Raw genomic sequence first — 19666 nt, 5'->3', positions numbered from 1 at the left:
CAAAATTACACGCTTAGAAGCGATGTATCCCCCAATAATTCTGATACGACCTCAACCACTTTTTCTGGTGTAGGAAGATAAATATCTTCTAGTGGAGGAGAGAATGGCACAGGTGTGTGCGGTGCCGTAATCCGTTTAATAGGTGCATCAAGTGTATCAAATCCTTTATCCGCGATTAAAGCTGCGATATCGGTTGCGATGCTGCATCTTGGATTGGCTTCATCAATGACAATCAGGCGATTGGTTTTAACAACGGAAGAAAGAATCGTGTCCTCATCCAGTGGAGATAAGCTTCGCGGGTCAATGACTTCAATTTCGACTCCTTTTGCAGCGAGTTGTTCTGCAGCTGTTAAAGCGGTATGGACTTGCTTACCAATTCCCACGATGGTTAAGTCTGATCCTGTCCGCTTAATATCCGCCTTGCCTAAAGGAATGGTATAATATCCTTCAGGAACATCTCCGGTCATGTTATAAAGGGTCTTATCCTCAAAGAAAATAACAGGGTCATGGTCTTCAATGGAAGCAAGCAATAATCCTTTCGCATCATATGGCGTGGATGGAACCACCACTTTAATGCCGGGAATACTCGTGAACAGGGCATATAAGCTTTGGGAATGTTGAGCCGCTGCCCGGAATCCAGCCCCATGCATCGTTCGAATCGTAACGGGTACTTGTGCTTTCCCTCCAAACATATACCGGAATTTAGCACCTTGATTGAGCACTTGATCCAAACAACTTCCAATAAAATCATTAAACATTAATTCCGCGATCGGTCTTAATCCTGTAGCAGCCGCCGCCATTGCTGCCCCTACATATCCAGCTTCCGAAATCGGTGTATCCAAAACCCGTTCACGTCCAAATTCTTGAACCAGTCCTTTCGTTACCCCTAATACACCACCCCAAGCTTCATCATTTTGCAAGTGATCAACCTCGGCTCCGCCAGCCACATCTTCACCTAAAAGAATGACATTTTCATCTTTTCGCATTGCTAGCTTCATTGCTTCATTAATTGCACCAGACATACTCAAATTTCTCACCATGATATTTACCTCCTTAGATTAAATTAATAAGATACATAAACATCCGTTAACAGCTCTGACGCATCAGGGTACGGGCTATTTTCTCCAAATTCAATGGCCTTTTGCACGGTCTGTTCTACGGATTCTTCCATTTCAAGCAATTCTTTTTCTGACAATAGTTGCTGACTAAGTAAATATTTTCTAAAATTAACGATTGCATCTCGATCCTGAAGGTGTTCTTTCTTTTCTTTCTCTTTCTTATATGTTTGAGCATCGCCTTCAAAATGTCCGTAATTTCGATATGTCACACACTCTATTAACGTTGGACCTTCTCCCCTGCGAGCTCTTTGAATGGCTTCCTCCGCCGCTTGATAGACGGCCAGCACATCTTTTCCATCTACTCGAATGGCAGGCATATTGTAACCGATCGCACGATCAACGATTTGTTTACAACTCGACGCATATTCAAATGGTGACGCTTCCCCAAACCCGTTATTTTCTGCAACAAAAATCACAGGCAACTTCCAAATAGACGCTAAATTCAGCCCTTCATGAAAGGTTCCTTCATTGCCCGCTCCATCACCAAAAAAACAAACGCTTACATTTTCGGTCTTTTTATACTTTGCTGTTAAAGCCGAACCGCAAGCAAGCGGAAAGCCGCCTCCTACAATTCCATTTGCCCCCAGCATCCCTTTATCTAAGTCAGCGATGTGCATGGAACCGCCTTTCCCTTTGCACAGCCCTGTGCTCTTTCCAAAAAGCTCAGCCATCATCCCATCCAAATCACATCCTTTGGCAATGCAATGGCCATGGCCACGATGTGTACTGGTAATGCTGTCCTTGCCATCAAGGTGCGCACACACCCCAACAGCTACCGCTTCTTCCCCCGCATACAGATGAACAAAGCCGGGTAATTTTCCATGCGCAAAGATCTCATGTACCTTATCTTCAAATATTCGAATTTCCAACATTTTTTGATACATCCAACTGGCTTTTTCCCGGGTTAATGTAACTCCTTTGCTTTGCATTACTTCCATATTTTATAGCCTCCCGTCTTTTTTTGTTTCCACACCCTTTTTTATTGCAAGTATCATGCCAAAATGAACGAGGCGAAAAAACAGGATTCCAACCATTGTTGCTTTTTAGGAATGAAACAAAACGAGACACTAGTCTCATTTTGTCTCGTTTTGAACATTGTCCACGGCTTTCAAATAATGACTTTTCATTTTTTAGAACGTACATACAATAGATGATTGAATCCATATCAATTCATAAAAGCCCCGTGATTAGTTTCTGTTTAGAATGGATAGATAATAGGAGAGTTTTTTAGGAGGGCGAATGTAAATGAAAAAGGCTGTTTACATTGCAGCTGTAATATGTGTTCCCGGAGGAGGTCTTTATTTATTTTATAAACCCAATTGTTATTCTGCTTTTGTCTCAGTTAAAGAATATGTCTTAGATGAATCCATCGAGATAGGCAAAGAAGTGCGGATGGTGGCAGTTGGGGATTCTCTTTCTTTCGGAATCGGAGATACGAATGACAATGGCTACCTTGGTGATGTGAAACACCTTTACGAAAAGCATTGCGAATGTGATGTTGTTCTCGAAGACTATGGAGTACCAAACGATACGAGCAAACAGTTATTAGAGAAACTAGATACCAAAGCAGTCAAATCAGCCTTAGCAAAAGCGGATTATCTGTTTGTTAACATCGGTACGAATGATTTCATTCAGAGCGCTGATCGCCAACCAAATACTTTCCATTATGAAAAAACACCATTCATAGACAAGAACTGATGTTAAATGATTTAATAGCATATACATGCCTGATTCTATTAACCAGAGTATAGAAAATAAATTTCTGTTTAGCCTCCAATGTTTAATCGACGATTTCAAAATAAAAAAGAAATAACCCTTGGTTATTTCTTTTTTATTTTGAAATCACTTGAACATTTCTCAGTCCATTTTCTGCAAATTCCTGTTCATACTCCATCTCTTTTTCCACCAATCGTTCCAATGGATTTTTTGAAAGACCGTTGACAGACTTCATTTCCTGCTGAACGTCACGCTGAGCGAGGAGACTGGCAAATTTCATCCAAAATGCATCAGTATCATAGCTGTCCACCACGGTCATCAAGCGATCTTCTACTTTCTGATTAAAAAACGAATTGGCTTCATACCGATCGAAAATTTCATCTAGATTGAAATGCTGTGACATATTTAAGATCGCCTGCTCCATTTCATTATATGGATTTTGCTCGGGTGCATGTTCATAGAAAGTATTGGTCACCCATTTTCCCAAGAACACCAATTCTGCCAGGTGTAAATATTCTTCTTTCGATAAAGTCATTTCGAGCTGTTCATTTTTCTTCTGGGCTTTCATCTTTTTATCCTCCAATCTTTATTTACCTTTCTGACCACTGCCAAAACTGAATATGTAATCGTATGGTATTCTATTCTTGCCTGTTAGAAACGAACAAAACCTTAAAAAAAATAACATTTGTTTCACTATATAATGAATGCCCGTCCAATTCAACGGGCAACACTACTATTATATAAAGAAGCACCTGACATTCCCTTATGTAGAGGATATCAGGTGTTGTTATCAGGACAATCCATCCCTCCCGCACATCCAGCTGTACCACACTCTCTTTAGAGAGTTAAAACATATTTCTTGCTGATTTAATGTTATTGCCCCAATTTTTTAATTTGATCAATAATGCTTGTTATTTCTTGGATAGACTGAAAGATTTCTGTATTTTCAAGAATGCGGGGATCAAGCTTACCATCTTTTATATTGTCTAAATACAAATCAATCCCTTCAATAACTTTGTTATTTTGATCGATTATTTGTTGATGCAGCTCAGCAGCCATATCCGGTGGTTGAAGTTCATTGAAGCTTTCAATATCTTTTTTCATCTCTTTCAGCTTTTTTTCCAGTTCTTCTGCTGCCTGCTGATCGCTGACAGCCTGTTCTGCCAGAGAAGGGACTTCTTTTGCAAAATCACTAGCTTCGTTTACATAGTCTGTTGCTTCATTCGCATACGTTAATGTACTATTCACATCATCCAATGAAGAACAACCCCCAAGAAGTAAGAACGCGCCGGCAGAAAGAATAACGAGCCATTTTTTCATTAAGTTAACCTCCATTTTAACATCCGGGAACCCGAATTATTTCGAAATTTTCATATACTTATCATCGATTCGCTTCTCGATTCTTTTCATCTCTTTTTCGTCATTCATTAGTTCTTTTTTGTTTTCTAGCACTAACTGTTTAAAAGGAGTTTTAATCACTTTTCTCACCATCAATCACCCTCGTTTTTATTTTTGCTTCTTTGAAACTCTTTCACTACGAGCCTTTTTACTGACAAGAAAAAACTGCACTTAAACTTTCTTATCGCTTTTTCTTCTTCTAATTTCATTCATGATGATTGGGAACAACCGTTTCCTTGCTAATTTTATTCCTCTTTTTAGTGCGGCACTCCGAAGTACTTTTGAAAGTTTAGACATAATCTTACTCCTTTCTCTTCCAATCTTCAGAAGCTTCTTGGAAGGTACTGGCCGGGTTAACCCGCTTTTGAAGTAAAAAACAGTGATTTCTCACAAATAAAAACACCTTTACCATGTATTCGGTAAAGGTGTCCAATAATAAAAGACCTTACCAAATACATTGGCAAAGGTCTCGCTAGCAATTAGGAATTGCCAACAAAGCCGAGGATGTACATCCCGTAATGACGACTTTATTGTAAAAGCTACTCCCCTTTGGAGAAAACACGTTTCATTTACTTTGGATTTATCATAACGTAAAACGGCGGGTCCGTCAAATAAAAACCTTTGTACATCATATAAATACAGATTGCGACCCCCATATTCAAGAAAAGACAAATCTCCTTGGCCCTGAAATGGATAACAACAATGGGAGTTTTTATACGACGAATCAGATTGAGGTTAAAACTCCCTTTTTTCCACAAACTAAAGGAAACAGAATTTGAGGTGAGTAAAATGGGATTCTTCAATTCTATATCCGAGTGGAAGACAGCGCGGTATGAGAAGAAAGCAGCAGAATTGCGGTCGCAAGGAATATGTCCCGACTGCAACGGAAGAGGCTTTAATCCGATGGTTTTAAATGAATTTTTCTACATGAGCGTTCCTGATTGCCCTAGCTGCGGTGGTACCGGTTTGGTTTCAGAGTCAGAGGGAGTTCAATAACCACTTGCCTGATTTAAACAGACAGGGGCTCTTCCTGCTCACTGTGAGAAAAATGCAATGGGGGATTCTAGACTCCCCTAAAAGACAGAAAGACTCCCTGTATACAGGGAGTCTTTCAAAACATTATGATTCATCTTTTAATTACATTTTGTTGAAAGTATCAGTTAACACCGGAACAATTTGCTTTTTACGTGATACGACACCTTTTAGAAGAGCTGTATTATTTTCCAATGTAACGTTATAAGCTTTCTCTACAACATCTGCTTTGCTGCCAAGTGCCAACGCTACAGAGTCGCTGTTTAAAATGTCTGTTACAACCAATAAGAATAAATCTAAATTTTTCTCAGCAATGACATCAGAAAGAGCCGCTTCTAATTCGTCCTTACGAACAAGAACGTCATTTGTATCTACTGCATTTACTTGAGCGATTTCAACCTTAGAGCCGCCCATCTCAAATTCTTTTGCATCAAGGGAAATCAGCTCATTGACTGTTTTGTCGCCTAAATCTGCCCCGGCTTTCAGCATTGCCAATCCGTAGCTCTCAGCATCTACTCCGGCGATTTCAGCTAATTCGCGGGCTGCAGCCACATCTTCCTCCGTGCATGTTGGAGATTTGAATAATAGAGAATCAGAAATGATCGCTGACAGCATCAATCCAGCAATCTCTTTGCGGATTTCTACTCCGTTTTCTTTATATAATTTTTTTAAAATTGTCGCTGTACATCCGACTGGCTCGGCACGGTAATACAAAGGATCGCTCGTTTCAAAGTTGGCGATACGATGGTGATCAATTACTTCCAAAACGCGAACTTGATCAATATCATCTGCACTTTGCTGGCGTTCATTATGGTCAACCAAAATGACACTGTTCACTTCATTTGCGACCTTTTCAACTAAACGCGGCGCCTTTATTTGAAAATGATCCAACGCATATTGAGTTTCTCCGTTAACCTCACCTAAACGGATAGGCTCAACATCCATTCCTAATTTCGTTTTTAATTCTGCGTACGCAATTGCAGAACAAATTGAATCTGTGTCCGGGTTTTTGTGGCCTAAAATAAATACTTTTTCCATTTCTCTACTCCTTAATCAATTTATAAAAATATGTATGATGGAAATCCCTCCACCTTGAGTGCGGTAAAAGATATCCATATCTCAACTCTATTTTATCAGAAACTAGGTGTCTTTCGCTCCCTAAATTTTATTTCATCATCAGTTTATCGTAAATAATGGGTTAGCTTCGGTGGCTTTCCTCTGTTGTTGATAAATGATGATTCACTTTATATTACCTCCTCTTTAGCATGATTTCAACTCTCTCGTTATACATTACACTTAATCGTTTTAGGAGGAAATGCAGCATTTCTTTCTTATGAAAAGTTCTTTCCCAAGTAACTACGTCTGCTGCCTTGATATCCACGAAACCCCCTCCAATTTCCCTGAAAATAATTTCTGAATATTCTAATCAATTTTCGGTATCATAACTGCTTTGCCCACTTACGGATAATGACCTGTACACGGACACATTCCTTGCCCCCTTACAAGATGGAATAACGACTATCCTTCACATCCGTAATGAACATATGACCGGGCGCATGCTGACAACTAAATTCCCGTGAAACACGCCTGCCGGTTCACAAGGAATGTTCGTGATATACATCGGTACATTCCGTTTTTCTTCAATATGGCGAATGATAAGTCCATTTTCAATGAGAGCATGTTCAAACGTAAAGCTGCACCCGATTAAAAAGGAGACAAAGTCATCTCTCCAGTAGTCTGCGATTTCGCTTACTTCCTCTGCAAATTTCCCTTTTTTGTAGATTCGATACTTTGGTACGTCAAAACGCAAATCTGCGTTAGGCGCTGTGAGCTTAGGAACAGGTGAACCACTATCGGTTACTTCAATAAGAGAACCGCATCACATTCTTCCTCCCTATTATACATCTTCCTTCCAATCTATTCTTCTATCATATTGCAATTTTGGACCTCTTAAATAAAAAACACCTGTCTGCAATTGACAGACAGGTGTTTTTACTTATACCGCAACCGTTTGTTGTTTTCCTTTCCCCCGCTTTTTTTCCTTAAGGAAATCGATCCATGTCATCACGATGACAATGACGAAACAAATGCTGGACATTTGGAAAACAGTACCTAGTTCAACGTATGCTGAAATAAACCCTAATACAACGGCACTTAAACCGATCCCTAAATCGATGGCCGAGTAAAACATGCCGTTAGCAATACCGCGTCGCTCGGGTCTCGTTTTCGACAACGTCCAAGCTTGTAGTGCCGGCACCATGGATCCATATCCCGCTCCGAATAAAATTCCGGCAAGAATGAGCATTCCAACAGAATAGGTATAAGATAAGACCCACAATCCTGCAATCGTAAGGACTGCACACACCATGACCAATGTCCAGGGCCCTTTTGCATCAAACCATCTGCCTGTAATGGGACGGATGAGTGTGGCCGTAATCGCATTGCACAAATAATATAAAAAGATTTGATCAATTCCGCGCTCTTCACCGAAGATTACGATAAACGTTACGATCGCTCCATACCCAAACGTGGTTAAAATAGTTAAAACGGTTGGATACCAGCCATCCTTGTCGATCAAAGAACCGAAAAAAGAAAATTCTTTAGGCTTAAATGTATTTTCTTGAACGGCTTTTGGAGTATGATATTTAACACAAGCCAATGCTATAATGGCAATCAAGCCTAAAATGGATGATCCAATAATAAGCGGCTCAAAGCCAAAGTTTTGATACAACAAAATCCCAAGGCTTGGAGCAATAATCATCCCAATGGTGCCGGACAATCCGAAATACCCCATCCCCTCGCCAAGCCGCTTGGCAGGAACCAGTTCAACTGCTGCTGTTCCATTTACTGTCGTGGACCATCCCCATGCAAATCCGTGGAGGAAGCGAACAGCTAAAAATAAAAGAATAATAGAAGTAAAAGAATAGCAGATCGTTAACACAAATAAAGCAACAGTCCCGACAATAACAAGCCATTTACGGCTGCTCGATTCTAAAGCAAAGCCGATAAACGGACGGACCAAAATAGCGGCAACCGCAAAAAGTGTAGTGACGAGTCCGATTTCAATATCGGAAGCACCGATCGCTTTCGCCTGAGGCGGCATGGTAGGCAATAACATCTGAAAGCTCATAAAGATAAACAGGTTACCAATGATAAGCAATAGAAATGATTTCGTCCAAAGAGCAGGAACCTCTTCTTTTATCATTTACTTCCCCCTTTCTCTCGATGATATTTCATCACTCGAAATAAAATTCTCCATACTATATCATGCAGGAAAAATAGCTTGATTTCAACCCTTTAGAAATACGAAATATACAAATCATTTTTTAGGCGATTATGCGTATTCATCGTTGATGGGCATAATCTTGTCCATGAACTAATAAACCCAGTTGAGGTTCACATAGGCTAAATGTTTTATTAACTGACCTGTTTATGTTCCTCTGTTCTAGCAGCCCATTTTTCATTTTTGAACACGGGATAAAATCACAATCGTACTAATAATACAGGCTGTTCCTAACCATTCGGTTATACCGAAGGGAACATGTAACCAAACAACAGATAAAAGAGCTGCAGATAATGGTTCAGCACAAGCTAGTAAACTTGTTTCTGAAGCCTGAATATATTTTAAACTCTCTAAATAACAATAAAAGGCAATAAGGGTTCCAAATAATACAACAAATAGAATGCCTAACATTGAAAAAAAGGACCAGTCTCCTTCAACATTCCAAGGCTGATGGACAAAGCTAAAACCAATTCCGCCAATCAGCATCCCCCATCCGACTACAAGAGAGGATCCCCATTTCTCAAGGAGACGATGCGGCTGCAATGTATAAAATGCCAGTGCGAAAGCCGAGCTAATCCCCCAGAATAATGCCCATTTGGAAATATTATGTTTAAAATGATTAAATGTTATTATAGGTACAATTTATTCTCCTTTCATCTTTTCCTGCCTTTTCTAAAACCTAAGTAAAAAATAAGAGCACTATATGCAACAAACACTAGAATGGAAAGCAAAGCTTGCTTATATTCTCGCCATATATTTTGGATTCCTGATACTAACACACCTTCTGTTTGCAGGTAATATACATACACAATCAGCAAACCGACTGAAAGCAAAAAAACCGATCTCAATGTTCTCGCAAAGTCTATGCCTGGTGAAGAGCTTCCTTTCTTCTTTGTCTTTTTGGTTTTCCCTTTTCTTACAGGCTTGTTTTCCGGTTGAGGTTGTTCTTTTTCCCGGTTTTTTATTTTCCCTATCCTCTTTTTCCTTGTTCCTTCTTCCGATTTTTGCTTATTATGTTCCATTTCTTGAGATTGAGAAACTCTCCCTGTTCGTTTTTTCACTTTTGTTTCTGCCATCGTTTGTTCATTCCTTTTATCGGTTTCGTTCCTATTAACTATAACGAATATCGCGGCTGTTCGTTAAGTTCTTTTTCATTAAGATTCCGTTAAATGAATCGTTGTCGAAGTAATGCCGGCCATAAGTCAAAAAGGCAACCTATCGAAAAGGTTGCCTTTTAAATGTTTAAACTTATTCAATTAATCCTTTTTTTCACATCGTGAAAATATTTTCTGTAAACATATCAAGCGGCTCGGAAAAGAGGAAAGATGAGAATTTCTCGCATATTAAAGTTAACAGCCTATTTGTTAGGTTGCTTTTTTCTTCAAAAAAAACGTCTTTTCTTCAACTCATGTTGTTTTTAGTGGAGTAAGCTTTTATTCAAAAATAAATATGAACGTTATTCCACCATATAATCTCAAGAGCTTTTATTTTTTCTTTCTTTTAAAATGTCTTGAATGATTTCTATATGAACAGCAGCCCATGATTTTTCATGAAAGTGAAGAATCACACCTATGGTAAGAATAGAAATATACACGAAAACAAAAACAACCCAAAGCAAACTTCCTTCTTTGAAAAGAAACTGTTGTAATTGTCTTGAGAACAGAAAAAAAAGCCATGGTACAGAGGATACAAAAATAGGGATGGTTCCTGACCCATTTTTTTCTTTTATCATACGATAATAAATTTTCTCTAATGTACGGCTATCAATCGATTTATAAAAATTTTGAATTTCATCAATTTCTGTAAGCTTCTTGATACTGTTGAAAGACCGGCCTTTGTTTGATGTTTTTTTGAGTTGAAGATAAATTTTATGAGCATCCCCACGTAATGAAAACATATTCTTATCCTCCATCCAAAAAAACTCTTACTAAAAGACTTTACAAGAGTGTTTTCATTTATGCACGATTCAACAAAGATTTGTTTTATCTCTAATTCTTTTAACGGTATAAATATCGGTTTGAAAAGAGAACATTCTTCTCCTGCACATTGGGGCGGGTGTATGTCTCATCTGACTCCACTGCCATTCATACTATTATTCAATTAATCCTTTTTCCTTTAGGAACTCCCTGGCTACTTCTCTAGGATCCTTTTTATCTAAATCTACTTTCGCGTTCATTTCCGCCATTTCCTGTTCAGATATTTTCCCGCCAAGGTCGTTTACCACGTCTTTGAGCTCCGGAAACTTCTTCAATGTTTCCTCACGAACGATTGGAGCCGCATAATACGGCGGGAAGAACTTCTTATCGTCTTTGAGCATTCCAAGATTGAAACGGACAATTCTTCCGTCTGTTGTGTAGGCAGGAATGGCATCTACTTTTCCTTCTTTTACAGCCGAGTACATCAAGTTAGGATCAAGGCTGCGCTGGTCTTTAAAATGAAGACCATATGTTTGAACAAACGGTGTATAGCCATCTTCACGCTCGAAAAACTCTGTAGGGCCCCCAAAAGTGAACTCGGATGATCTAGGTGCGAACTCGGAGATTGTCTTTACTCCTAATTGGTTGTAAGTCTCCGGATTAAAAGCAAGAGCATACGTGTTTTCAAAGCCCAGCGGTTTTAGCCATTCCAACTGGTATTTCTCCCTGTACCCTTCTTTTACTTTGTTGTAAATGACATCTGCGCTATCTTCAGGGTTGTACTCTTCTTTCAAAATGGTTATTAACCCTGTCCCTGTATACTCAACAAACATATCAATATCGCCTTTTCGAATCGCCTGTGTTAAGATAGGTGTCTCTCCAAGCCCTTCTTCCACCTTGACATTATAATCTGTTTTTTCTTTTACATACTCAGAAATAATGTAAGGCAGAATGTATTGTTCCGTCCACTTTTTACCTGCAATCACCACTGTATCTTCAGAATGGCCGCCCCTTGCCCCAAAGAACAAGACCAGGGCCGCAATCGGAATCAAAATGAGGGACCCTTTTTTCCAGGAGAATTTTTTTCTGGATTTTGGATTTGTCGCAATTTCAATGCGTTTTAAGATGAGATCAATCACAATTGCCAGAACGGCTGCCGGTATCGCACCTGCCAAAACCAATTCATTTCGTGTTGTGGATAATCCTCTGTAAATTAAGTCACCGAGACCGCCGGCGCCTATAAATGCCGCAAGGGTCGCCACACCGATCGTCAGCACGGTTGCTGTACGCAAACCAGCCATGATAATCGGCAGAGCGAGCGGGAGTTCAATCATACGTAAAATTTGGTTCTTGGTCATTCCCATACCCCGTCCGGCTTCCACTGCTGATTGATCAACACCGGTAATACCAGTGAAAGTGTTCCTCAGAATCGGAAGCAGTGCATATATGGTAAGGGCAATAATCGCTGTGATATTGCCGATTCCAAAAAGCGGGAGCAAAAAACCAAACAATGCAAGGCTTGGAATGGTTTGAAACACGGAAGCAACTCCTATTACCGGTTCCGCCAATCTCTTTCTTCTTGAAATATAAATTCCTACCGGGATAGCAATGAGCGTCGCGATAAAAATGGATATAAGAGATAAGAATAGATGCTGCTGCAGTGCTTCAAGAATCTCGGACCATCTTGTTCGAAAAGTATCGACTAATAACATAAAAAAGTTTTCCTTATTCATTTAATAGTGCCTCCTTCCCCTGGTGCTGCGATCTTCATACCCGCCAGTCCTCTCATCATGGTTGAACGGGTAATGAGTCCGACTAATTTGCCGTTCTGGAGAACTGGGATTAAGACGGCACCTTTGGCAAAAATTTCTGCCACATCGGTATATGGCGTGTCTGCTTCCACTGTCTGATAATCCTGATTCATAATATCCCTTAAGGTTTTGTCTTCATTCGCATAATAACGTTCCACATCATCAATCGTAGCAATGCCAAGAAGTTGATTTTGATGGTCTGTTACAAGTAAGCTGTCCACTTTATACGTCTTCATCGTTTTTAAGGCTTGCGCAAGGCCTCTGGTAGGCTTGGCTGTAATCACCTTCTTAATCATTAAGTCTTCCGCGACCGGCTGGAAGTTATCTCCTTTTTCAAGACGCTCTTCTCCAATGAATCCTTTCACAAAATCATTTTTTGGATGGCGGAGAATTTTCTCGGGCGTATCAAATTGTATGATTTCCCCACCCTTCATAATAGCAATTCGATCAGCAATCTTAATCGCTTCGTCCATATCATGTGTAACAAATACGATGGTTTTCTTAATGTTTTCTTGGAGTTGAACGAGCTCATCCTGCAGCTGCTCCCGGCTGATCGGGTCTAGTGCACTGAACGGTTCATCCATAAGGATAATCGGCGGTTCAGCTGCCAATGCGCGTATAACACCGACGCGCTGCTGCTGTCCTCCGCTCAATTCTGCGGGAAAACGTGATTTGTACTCTTCAGGATCAAGTCCTACCAAATTAAGCAGTTCATCCACCTTTTTTTCATAGCGCTCTTTCTCCCATCCTTTTAATCTCGGAACAAGGGTAATATTGTCTTCGATTGTCATATGTGGAAGAAGGCCTATTTGCTGGATGACGTAACCGATGTTTCTCCGGAGCTCGACAGGGTCTTTCTTGGAAATGTCTTCACCGTTAATAAGAATCTGGCCGCTGGTAGGCTCAATCAAACGGTTAATCATTCTCATTGTAGTTGTTTTCCCGCAGCCGCTCGGACCGATTAACGCGACCAGCTCCCCCTCTTCAATATGAAAGTCAATATCCTTTAAGGCCACAAACCCATCCGGATATTTTTTACCTACATGTTTAAAGGTAATCAATAAAAATCGCCTCTTTTCTCTGTACATATTTGCAGCATCTAAAGCTGTCCCAATCCACCCTTTACAATGATCGCTTTATCATTTGTTAAAAAATAATTCACGATACAGCCTCAATAAAGGGGTTCTTACGTGAACCTTTGAATTTCTTGTCGATAAGACAATATAAAACGGCACTCATTAAAGTTTTTATGAAAATTATGAATAAGCTAAGGCGAGTAGTAGTCACTGAATAAATAGACTAAAAGTGAAAACCCTGGTTCAGGTACATATATAGCAAGCATATTTCTGGAGATTTGATTGTTTGAAATTTCACAAATGGAGGATTTACAAAATGAAAAATAGGTCAGAAACTTCATGAGCTAGAAGTTCGATCACTAAATAATAGCATTGTAAATCATGCAGGAGTACCAAACCCAAATTTTTATCAAAACTCCTGGATTTAACTGTTCCAAAGCGGATAAAAGCAAAGGATAAAAATAAAATGGTAAAAAACTGAAAAGACCCAATACAAAATTCTTTAAAGCTGTCATCACATGTATTAAGTTGACAGGAACAAAATTCTAATGACTAATGAAATTCAAACAATAAGTGTAGTTTTTTCGTTATGTCCCCCCCTTTCATTTTGAAACGATATGAAATTAGAAAACTTATGAAACAAATAATATTTTTATTACCCGCCTATATATATTGTAAACATACTTTCAAAATTTTTTCAAACGCATGTGGAGAACACAAAGAAGAAGAAGCATTGCGGATATTTTCATATTTTACAAATTTAAAAAGTTGCTTTTGTGGTTCTTTTCTTCATTTCAAGATTGATTCAATCATTTTAAAGTGATAAATCCATCACTTTAAAGTAATGAAAACAATGTTATAATAATTAAGGCAAAAGCCTTTCGTATCCTTCACCATTATTTTGCGTAACTTTCATCGCGGTGTCCAAAAAGGGGGGATGGCTCAAAAGTCTCCAGAGGATGGTGCTCATTCATTTTTTCTGGGATGAACCGGAAGTACATTCTTTGTACTTTTGGGGCATCCTCTTTATCTTTTAGTAGACCTTTATTTGATATAGGAGGAATTCCACGCTTTCAAAAGACCATACAACTCATACACAGGCTTCTTCTCGTCTAGGAATTTGGGTACTCATCTTAGGCATTATATTTGCAGGCGCTAACCTTAGAGCTCCTCTTACATGTGTAGGACCTATCATTGAAACGATTCGTCAGGATACAGGGATGTCCAATACATTAGCAGGCATGCTGACTACTTTGCCATTGCTGGCGTTTGCCTTTTTTTCACCCCTTGCTCCCAAAATCGCTCGTCGTTTTGGATTAGAGTACACACTGTTTGGAGCCTTGCTTTTGCTGGCAGCCGGGATTATACTGCGTTCCGTACCCTTTTTAAATATGCTGTTTATCGGTACAGCTCTGCTTGGCATAGCGATCGCCATATGCAATGTCCTTTTACCGAGCTTGATTAAACGGGAATTTTCCAATAAAGTCGGGATCATGACAGGTACATACTCTGTTTCTATGAATATGTGGGCAGCGATTGCCTCAGGTGTCAGCATTCCTATCACACAAGGGTTAGGCTTCGGATGGCGTGTTGCCCTTGTTTGCTGGGTCCTTCTTTCTGTCATTTCCATTGTATTCTGGATTCCTCAACTGCGTTTTCACCATCAAGGAACAAGTTCTCCGAATACAGGAGGATCTTTATGGCATTCTGGTCTTGCTTGGAAAGTAACGTTGTTCATGGGATTGCAATCTACAGTTTTTTATGCTGTTATAACGTGGCTTCCTGCCATTCTTCACCAGCAAGGCATAAGCCAATCAGCAGCAGGCTGGCTCCTGTCATTGGCACAATTTGCAAGCCTTCCGCCTACATTCATTGTGCCGATTTTGGCTGGCCGCAGCTCGAATCAACGTGGACTAGTGGGATTCATTGTGATCTTTCTGCTCCTTGGTTATATCGGACTTCTTAGTGGAATTACTTCATTAGCACCGTTGTACGTCATACTGATTGGGATTGCAATAGGATCGGCATTTGGTCTGGCTACCATGTTTTTTGTGCTGCGTACACATAACGCACATCAGGCAGCTGAGTTATCGGGTATGGCCCAATCGGCTGGTTATTTGCTGGCAGCAGTAGGACCGACTCTTTTTGGATTAATACACGATATGACCCACAGTTGGACGATTCCTATACTTGTGCTGATTGCGGGTGCCATTCTTCTTTTTATTGTGGGGATGGGAGCTGGCAGCAATAACTATGTAACTTCTACAGACAGCAATAAATGATTCGTTTCTTTAAAGCGGAATGCTCAAAATAAATGTTACAACGGATAATATGGGCGCTTTTAAACCGAATGACAAAATTAAGCGTGACCAAATGACCGGAAATCCTAGATTCAGTATTTAATTAAGAAACCTTGCATAAAATAATTAAAAAACTAATTTAGGACAAGGGAGAAAAAATATTGATGGATAGTAAATTAAATATTTATCTCTTATCTTCTTTTCTCATAATCTTAGTTGTTATATCATATTTTGATCATTCTTCCTGGAAGCTTTTGGATGGCATAAACCCTGTATTACTGACTGAACAAGATAGTGTGCCCACAGCGGCTGAATCAAAGGAAGAAAAGGAACAACCTATACAGACTCAGAATTTTGAATTAGAAGAAAAATTAGTGGATAAAGAGGAAGTAGATGGTTATGTTGTAGAAACATATCGTGAATATGAAATATACAAAGACCAAAAAGGAAACATTAAGAAAGTCATTCCCACATCCAACTATAACTACCTACGTTACAAAAAAGACGAATAGTTGTATTAGCCTATATGATAGTCCGATTGGATTAAACAGGTTACGCTATAGGAAAGTTCTATTGCTCCATATGGAATTTCATGCAATTTGAAGAAGGCGCTCTAACCCACTGGGCGTCTTTTCTTTTTGTTATACCTTTCTAATGTCTGCTATTTGCAATTTAGAAGGATTAGCTTCATTATTGTCTGAATATTAAAACAAAAGAGGATTTTCCCTTTTGATATCGAAATATGGAGAAAGGAGATGATTAACATGACATTTAATGGAGCTCTAGTCAACGAACAAGATGTAACATTTGCAATTGTTGTTGTAGAAGAATCCGTATTCAATCATACAAACCATCATATTGAGAAAGTACGAAGCAGTTTTACACCTTATTTTCCAAATGTCCCCATCATCCTAATGGCTCATAATTCTCATGGTAGACCTATGTATCATGGCAGAACAGATATGGTGGTATTTCTTGTAGGTATGGATTTCAGAAGAATTTCTTGGAAACGTTATGGTGCAGTTGAGCCGGCTCATTCATTGTGACAAGGATTTCTACATAGTTTACATACTTATGATATAAATCCACATAAATAACGGGACATGGATTGTCCCATTATTTATGCATAAGGCTTCGCCCATTTCCCTTTCGGGCCCTTGTCGAAGCCTTATACGAGAACCTTTTTCACTTTCAGACCTTATTTTAGTTCCTGTCCATCGACAGACCTTTCTACTGAAAAACGTCCTGCAAAGCTTTCCAACCAAATTTCATTCAGGTAATGACAGACACTTTCCTTTTTAGATTAGTAGTATCAGTATGTCCAAGTTTGACAGATTTCTTGCACCAGAATCGCCTTTTTTATCCTTACGCGGCATCCTCTTCTTTTTTATCTTTTACAAAAGCCACTAACAAAGCAAAATAGGCAATCAACGTATTCGCAAACAAATAACGGAAATCTTGAGCAGGGATCGCTGCCATGATGACCCCTGTATTCAATACGATTGGCAAAATAACAAGCCACATTTTCCAGCCATTGCGTAAAAACCCAATAAACATAAAGAAAAGAGTGAGAATATTATAAGTGGCTGGACGCCATATCATTTCCTTCATATGGTCTCTTGTATAAACAAGAACAGAATTCAGCATCTCTGTTAAGTTTTTATTCAAGCTTTTATTTTCCACACCAAATTGATTGGGAACCGTGTTTGTAACAAAATAAAAGGTGTAACCTTCTTGGGGGATTTGCCAAACGATTGACGTTTGTTTTAAAAAGGCTTTTATGTAAAGATCAGGGTTTTGTAATCCGATCCCCCCCCACATTTTCAGGAATTTCTCCGGATTCTCTAACATAGCATCGGGATTATATTCTTTTGCGAATTTTAACTTATCTACCCAATATGGGTTATAATTTTCTTTCCATAACGACAGAGGCATGATCGTTTGTAAATAATTGGTCTGGGATTCTTTCAGCTTGCCGTTTTCATTGATAACCATAGCAAACTGCTGCATCGGAATGGCCAATGCCTCGCTTGCACTTGAAGGCTTTACTTGTAAATAATGATAAACGGGCCTGGTGAACACTAAATAAAAACAGGCAACTGTTAACGCAAGCAATAAAAGACTTTTTGTTTTTTTTAAATAAACCCATATTAAAAAGAACATCGTGACGATAAAAACGGGAAAACCGTTATGTCTAAAAAAGATTGTTCCTAATATTGCCACTGTAAACAATACTGTATGCGGCATAGATTTTAACCATTTTCCTTCTGTTGTAACGAGATTAAAAATACAAATACAAAACAAGAGTAGAAAAGAACTGTATAACGTATCTTTCCATAAGGATATAGATAAAATGCCGTTTACCGGACTCAAAGCAAAAAGTAGCGTGACAACCCAAATAATATGTCGGGATACTCCCTTAGCCTCAAGACAATACATGCCATAACCCCAGATGAGCGCAAGAGCAAGTATTTGAACTATTGCGACCGCTGCGGGTGAGTCCCAAATCATTCGAATTAGCATAATAAGCCATGTATGGAAAACAGGATGCCAATCACTAAATTTACCTGATTCAATTTGCATCAATTGAGCGAACGAGTCATTTGTCATAAGTGCCGGGTAAAAACTTGCCAAGTACATCACCCATATGAGCAGACAAGGAAGCATATAGTAAGCGATTCTTTTTCTGTTAATCTCCATAGTAAATAATCATTCACTCCTTTGCTCCCTTATTATACATCATATTAAAAAGAACGAGCCTATTAGTCTACTCTTTAAGCATTATGATGACGGCCCATCACAAAAAATGGGATGATTACCGTCATCTGGAGGCTTTTGAGTCAGCCGCTTATGCGTAAAGAATTTGCGTGGATGTTTTTTATCCACGTCAAATTATTTATGTGGATTCATAAATATAAATCCAATTTCATTTTTTAACCTCTGTCACCGGGCTTTCTTCTTTAAGCTCTTGTGTATTTTCCCCCCATGTTCTTCCCCATACGAATCTCGGCTCACTAATTGCCTGTTGGGGGCTCATGCCATAATCAATCATTCTTGTGATGATGGCTGTTTGTGTTTGCGGCTGCCCTTCCCCACCTTGGGTACCATATAGGATATATGGTTTTCCGTCCTTGCATGCCATCGCAGGCATGAGCGTATGGCATGTCCGTTTATTTGGTTCCAGGCAATTGACATGTGTCGGATCAAGGGAAAAGAACGATCCCCTGTTTTGCATCAAAATACCCGTATCCCCTGCCACGATACCTGAACCGAATTCAAAATAGAGACTTTGAATGAATGATACGGCATTTCCCTTTTCATCTACAACGGCGGCATGGGCCGTATCACTGCCAATCGGCTGTGTCATGACTTCCTTCGCCTGGTGGAGATCGATGGAACGAGCCATTTCCATGGCTTTACATTTCGTAACCTTTTTATCTTTTTTTCATTCGTTTTGAATGGTAAAATAATAAAAAACTTACGAAAACATATACATGTGAAGAGCCAAATGAATGGAGTGAATTCATCATGCTGTCCAATTATCGCATTCCTGACCTGGCAATCGACGAGATTGATAAGAAAATTCTCTCAATCTTACACGAAAACAGCCGCCTTTCCTACACAGACATCGGAAAGCAAGTCGATTTATCACGGGTAGCGGTGCAAACGCGCATCAATAATTTAATCGAACAAGGAGTGATCGAAAAATTCACGACGGTCATCAATCCCGCTAAAATCGGCATTCATGTCTCTGCTTTCTTTAATGTGGATGTGGAACCTAAATTTTTGGAGAAAGTAGCCGAACAATTAGAAAAAGAACCGGCCGTTACGAGCTTGTATCATATGACCGGTCCAAGCAAACTGCATATGCATGGCATTTTTACCGACAATCAAGAAATGGAACGATTTTTAACAGAAAAGCTATACGCTTTAGAAGGCGTCGTCAGTGTCGACTGCCAAATACTAATCCGACGTTATAAAAGCCGTATGGGCATGAAACTGTAGAGACGAAAATG

At 39.4% G+C, this 19666-nt stretch carries 17 protein-coding genes and 3 pseudogenes; 5 read left to right on the top strand and 15 right to left on the bottom strand.

Annotation, left to right across the window (positions count from 1 at the left end):
- Window positions 1-5 precede the first annotated feature (5 nt).
- Both ACFOU2_RS20165 and ACFOU2_RS20160 read right to left on the bottom strand, forming a co-directional pair.
- Entirely contained in the window at window positions 6-1040 is a 1035-nt protein-coding gene (locus ACFOU2_RS20165; RefSeq protein WP_377918093.1) for an alpha-ketoacid dehydrogenase subunit beta, read from the bottom strand.
- A 23-nt stretch (window positions 1041-1063) separates the two neighbouring features.
- A complete protein-coding gene (locus ACFOU2_RS20160) occupies window positions 1064-2056 on the bottom strand; it encodes a thiamine pyrophosphate-dependent dehydrogenase E1 component subunit alpha (protein ID WP_377918092.1) in 993 nt (330 codons plus the stop codon).
- A 307-nt stretch (window positions 2057-2363) separates the two neighbouring features.
- Between ACFOU2_RS20160 and ACFOU2_RS20155 the strand changes: the two genes are divergently transcribed.
- The gene (locus ACFOU2_RS20155) at window positions 2364-2816 is read left to right on the top strand and encodes a GDSL-type esterase/lipase family protein (RefSeq protein ID WP_377918091.1); all 453 of its coding nucleotides are present in this window, start codon (window positions 2364-2366) and stop codon (window positions 2814-2816) included.
- A 133-nt stretch (window positions 2817-2949) separates the two neighbouring features.
- Here ACFOU2_RS20155 and ACFOU2_RS20150 read toward each other — a convergent pair whose 3' ends face one another.
- The 11 genes and pseudogenes from ACFOU2_RS20150 to ACFOU2_RS20100 all read right to left on the bottom strand — a co-directional run bounded on the left by ACFOU2_RS20150 (window position 2950) and on the right by ACFOU2_RS20100 (window position 13335).
- On the bottom strand, window positions 2950-3402 hold the full coding sequence (locus tag ACFOU2_RS20150; RefSeq protein ID WP_377918090.1) for a hypothetical protein: 453 nt from the start codon (window positions 3400-3402) through the stop codon (window positions 2950-2952).
- Between the two features lie 305 nt (window positions 3403-3707).
- A complete protein-coding gene (locus ACFOU2_RS20145; RefSeq protein WP_377918089.1) occupies window positions 3708-4154 on the bottom strand; it encodes a DUF6376 family protein in 447 nt (148 codons plus the stop codon).
- Window positions 4155-4190: 36 nt separating this feature from the next.
- Window positions 4191-4325 (bottom strand): FbpB family small basic protein, encoded by a 135-nt coding sequence (locus ACFOU2_RS20140; protein ID WP_377918088.1) that lies wholly within the window; start codon window positions 4323-4325, stop codon window positions 4191-4193.
- A 1044-nt stretch (window positions 4326-5369) separates the two neighbouring features.
- The gene (locus ACFOU2_RS20135) at window positions 5370-6302 is read right to left on the bottom strand and encodes a manganese-dependent inorganic pyrophosphatase (RefSeq protein ID WP_377918087.1); all 933 of its coding nucleotides are present in this window, start codon (window positions 6300-6302) and stop codon (window positions 5370-5372) included.
- 508 nt (window positions 6303-6810) lie between these two features.
- Window positions 6811-7134, bottom strand: a pseudogene (locus ACFOU2_RS20130) (D-glutamate cyclase family protein); the annotation flags it as partial.
- Between the two features lie 126 nt (window positions 7135-7260).
- On the bottom strand, window positions 7261-8469 hold the full coding sequence (locus tag ACFOU2_RS20125; RefSeq protein ID WP_377918086.1) for an MFS transporter: 1209 nt from the start codon (window positions 8467-8469) through the stop codon (window positions 7261-7263).
- 255 nt (window positions 8470-8724) lie between these two features.
- A pseudogene (locus tag ACFOU2_RS20120) lies at window positions 8725-9153 on the bottom strand (DMT family transporter); the annotation flags it as partial.
- 47 nt (window positions 9154-9200) lie between these two features.
- Window positions 9201-9623: a hypothetical protein gene (locus ACFOU2_RS20115; protein WP_377918085.1), complete on the bottom strand. Its 423-nt coding sequence runs from the start codon at window positions 9621-9623 to the stop codon at window positions 9201-9203.
- Between the two features lie 398 nt (window positions 9624-10021).
- Window positions 10022-10459 (bottom strand): hypothetical protein, encoded by a 438-nt coding sequence (locus tag ACFOU2_RS20110; protein ID WP_377918084.1) that lies wholly within the window; start codon window positions 10457-10459, stop codon window positions 10022-10024.
- Between the two features lie 180 nt (window positions 10460-10639).
- Complete coding sequence (locus ACFOU2_RS20105; protein ID WP_377918083.1) at window positions 10640-12196, bottom strand: extracellular solute-binding protein; 1557 nt, start codon at window positions 12194-12196, stop codon at window positions 10640-10642.
- Complete coding sequence (locus ACFOU2_RS20100) at window positions 12193-13335, bottom strand: ABC transporter ATP-binding protein (RefSeq protein WP_377918082.1); 1143 nt, start codon at window positions 13333-13335, stop codon at window positions 12193-12195. The genes ACFOU2_RS20105 and ACFOU2_RS20100 overlap by 4 nt, the downstream gene beginning before the upstream one ends.
- A 1133-nt stretch (window positions 13336-14468) precedes the next feature.
- Between ACFOU2_RS20100 and ACFOU2_RS20095 the strand changes: the two genes are divergently transcribed.
- The 3 genes from ACFOU2_RS20095 to ACFOU2_RS20085 all read left to right on the top strand — a co-directional run bounded on the left by ACFOU2_RS20095 (window position 14469) and on the right by ACFOU2_RS20085 (window position 16696).
- Window positions 14469-15632, top strand: coding sequence for a CynX/NimT family MFS transporter (locus tag ACFOU2_RS20095; protein ID WP_377918682.1), 1164 nt, complete (start codon window positions 14469-14471; stop codon window positions 15630-15632).
- A 182-nt stretch (window positions 15633-15814) separates the two neighbouring features.
- The gene (locus ACFOU2_RS20090) at window positions 15815-16162 is read left to right on the top strand and encodes a hypothetical protein (RefSeq protein WP_377918081.1); all 348 of its coding nucleotides are present in this window, start codon (window positions 15815-15817) and stop codon (window positions 16160-16162) included.
- A 252-nt stretch (window positions 16163-16414) separates the two neighbouring features.
- Window positions 16415-16696: a hypothetical protein gene (locus ACFOU2_RS20085; RefSeq protein ID WP_377918080.1), complete on the top strand. Its 282-nt coding sequence runs from the start codon at window positions 16415-16417 to the stop codon at window positions 16694-16696.
- Window positions 16697-17015: 319 nt separating this feature from the next.
- Here the strand turns inward: ACFOU2_RS20085 and ACFOU2_RS20080 are convergent, their stop codons facing one another.
- Both ACFOU2_RS20080 and ACFOU2_RS20075 read right to left on the bottom strand, forming a co-directional pair.
- Window positions 17016-18284, bottom strand: coding sequence for a DUF6020 family protein (locus ACFOU2_RS20080; protein ID WP_377918079.1), 1269 nt, complete (start codon window positions 18282-18284; stop codon window positions 17016-17018).
- 304 nt (window positions 18285-18588) lie between these two features.
- Window positions 18589-19056 (bottom strand): annotated as a pseudogene (locus ACFOU2_RS20075) (gamma-glutamyltransferase); the annotation flags it as partial.
- Between the two features lie 122 nt (window positions 19057-19178).
- Between ACFOU2_RS20075 and ACFOU2_RS20070 the strand changes: the two are divergent.
- A complete protein-coding gene (locus ACFOU2_RS20070; protein WP_377918078.1) occupies window positions 19179-19655 on the top strand; it encodes an Lrp/AsnC family transcriptional regulator in 477 nt (158 codons plus the stop codon).
- Window positions 19656-19666 lie beyond the last annotated feature (11 nt).

Origin of the sequence: Bacillus songklensis (assembly GCF_042649685.1) — a bacterium.
GTDB classification, from domain to species: Bacteria; Bacillota; Bacilli; order Bacillales; family Bacillaceae_H; genus Bacillus_BA; species Bacillus_BA songklensis.
Note: the sequence above shows the minus strand (reverse complement) of the source record. Positions and strands in the feature narration are given on the sequence as shown.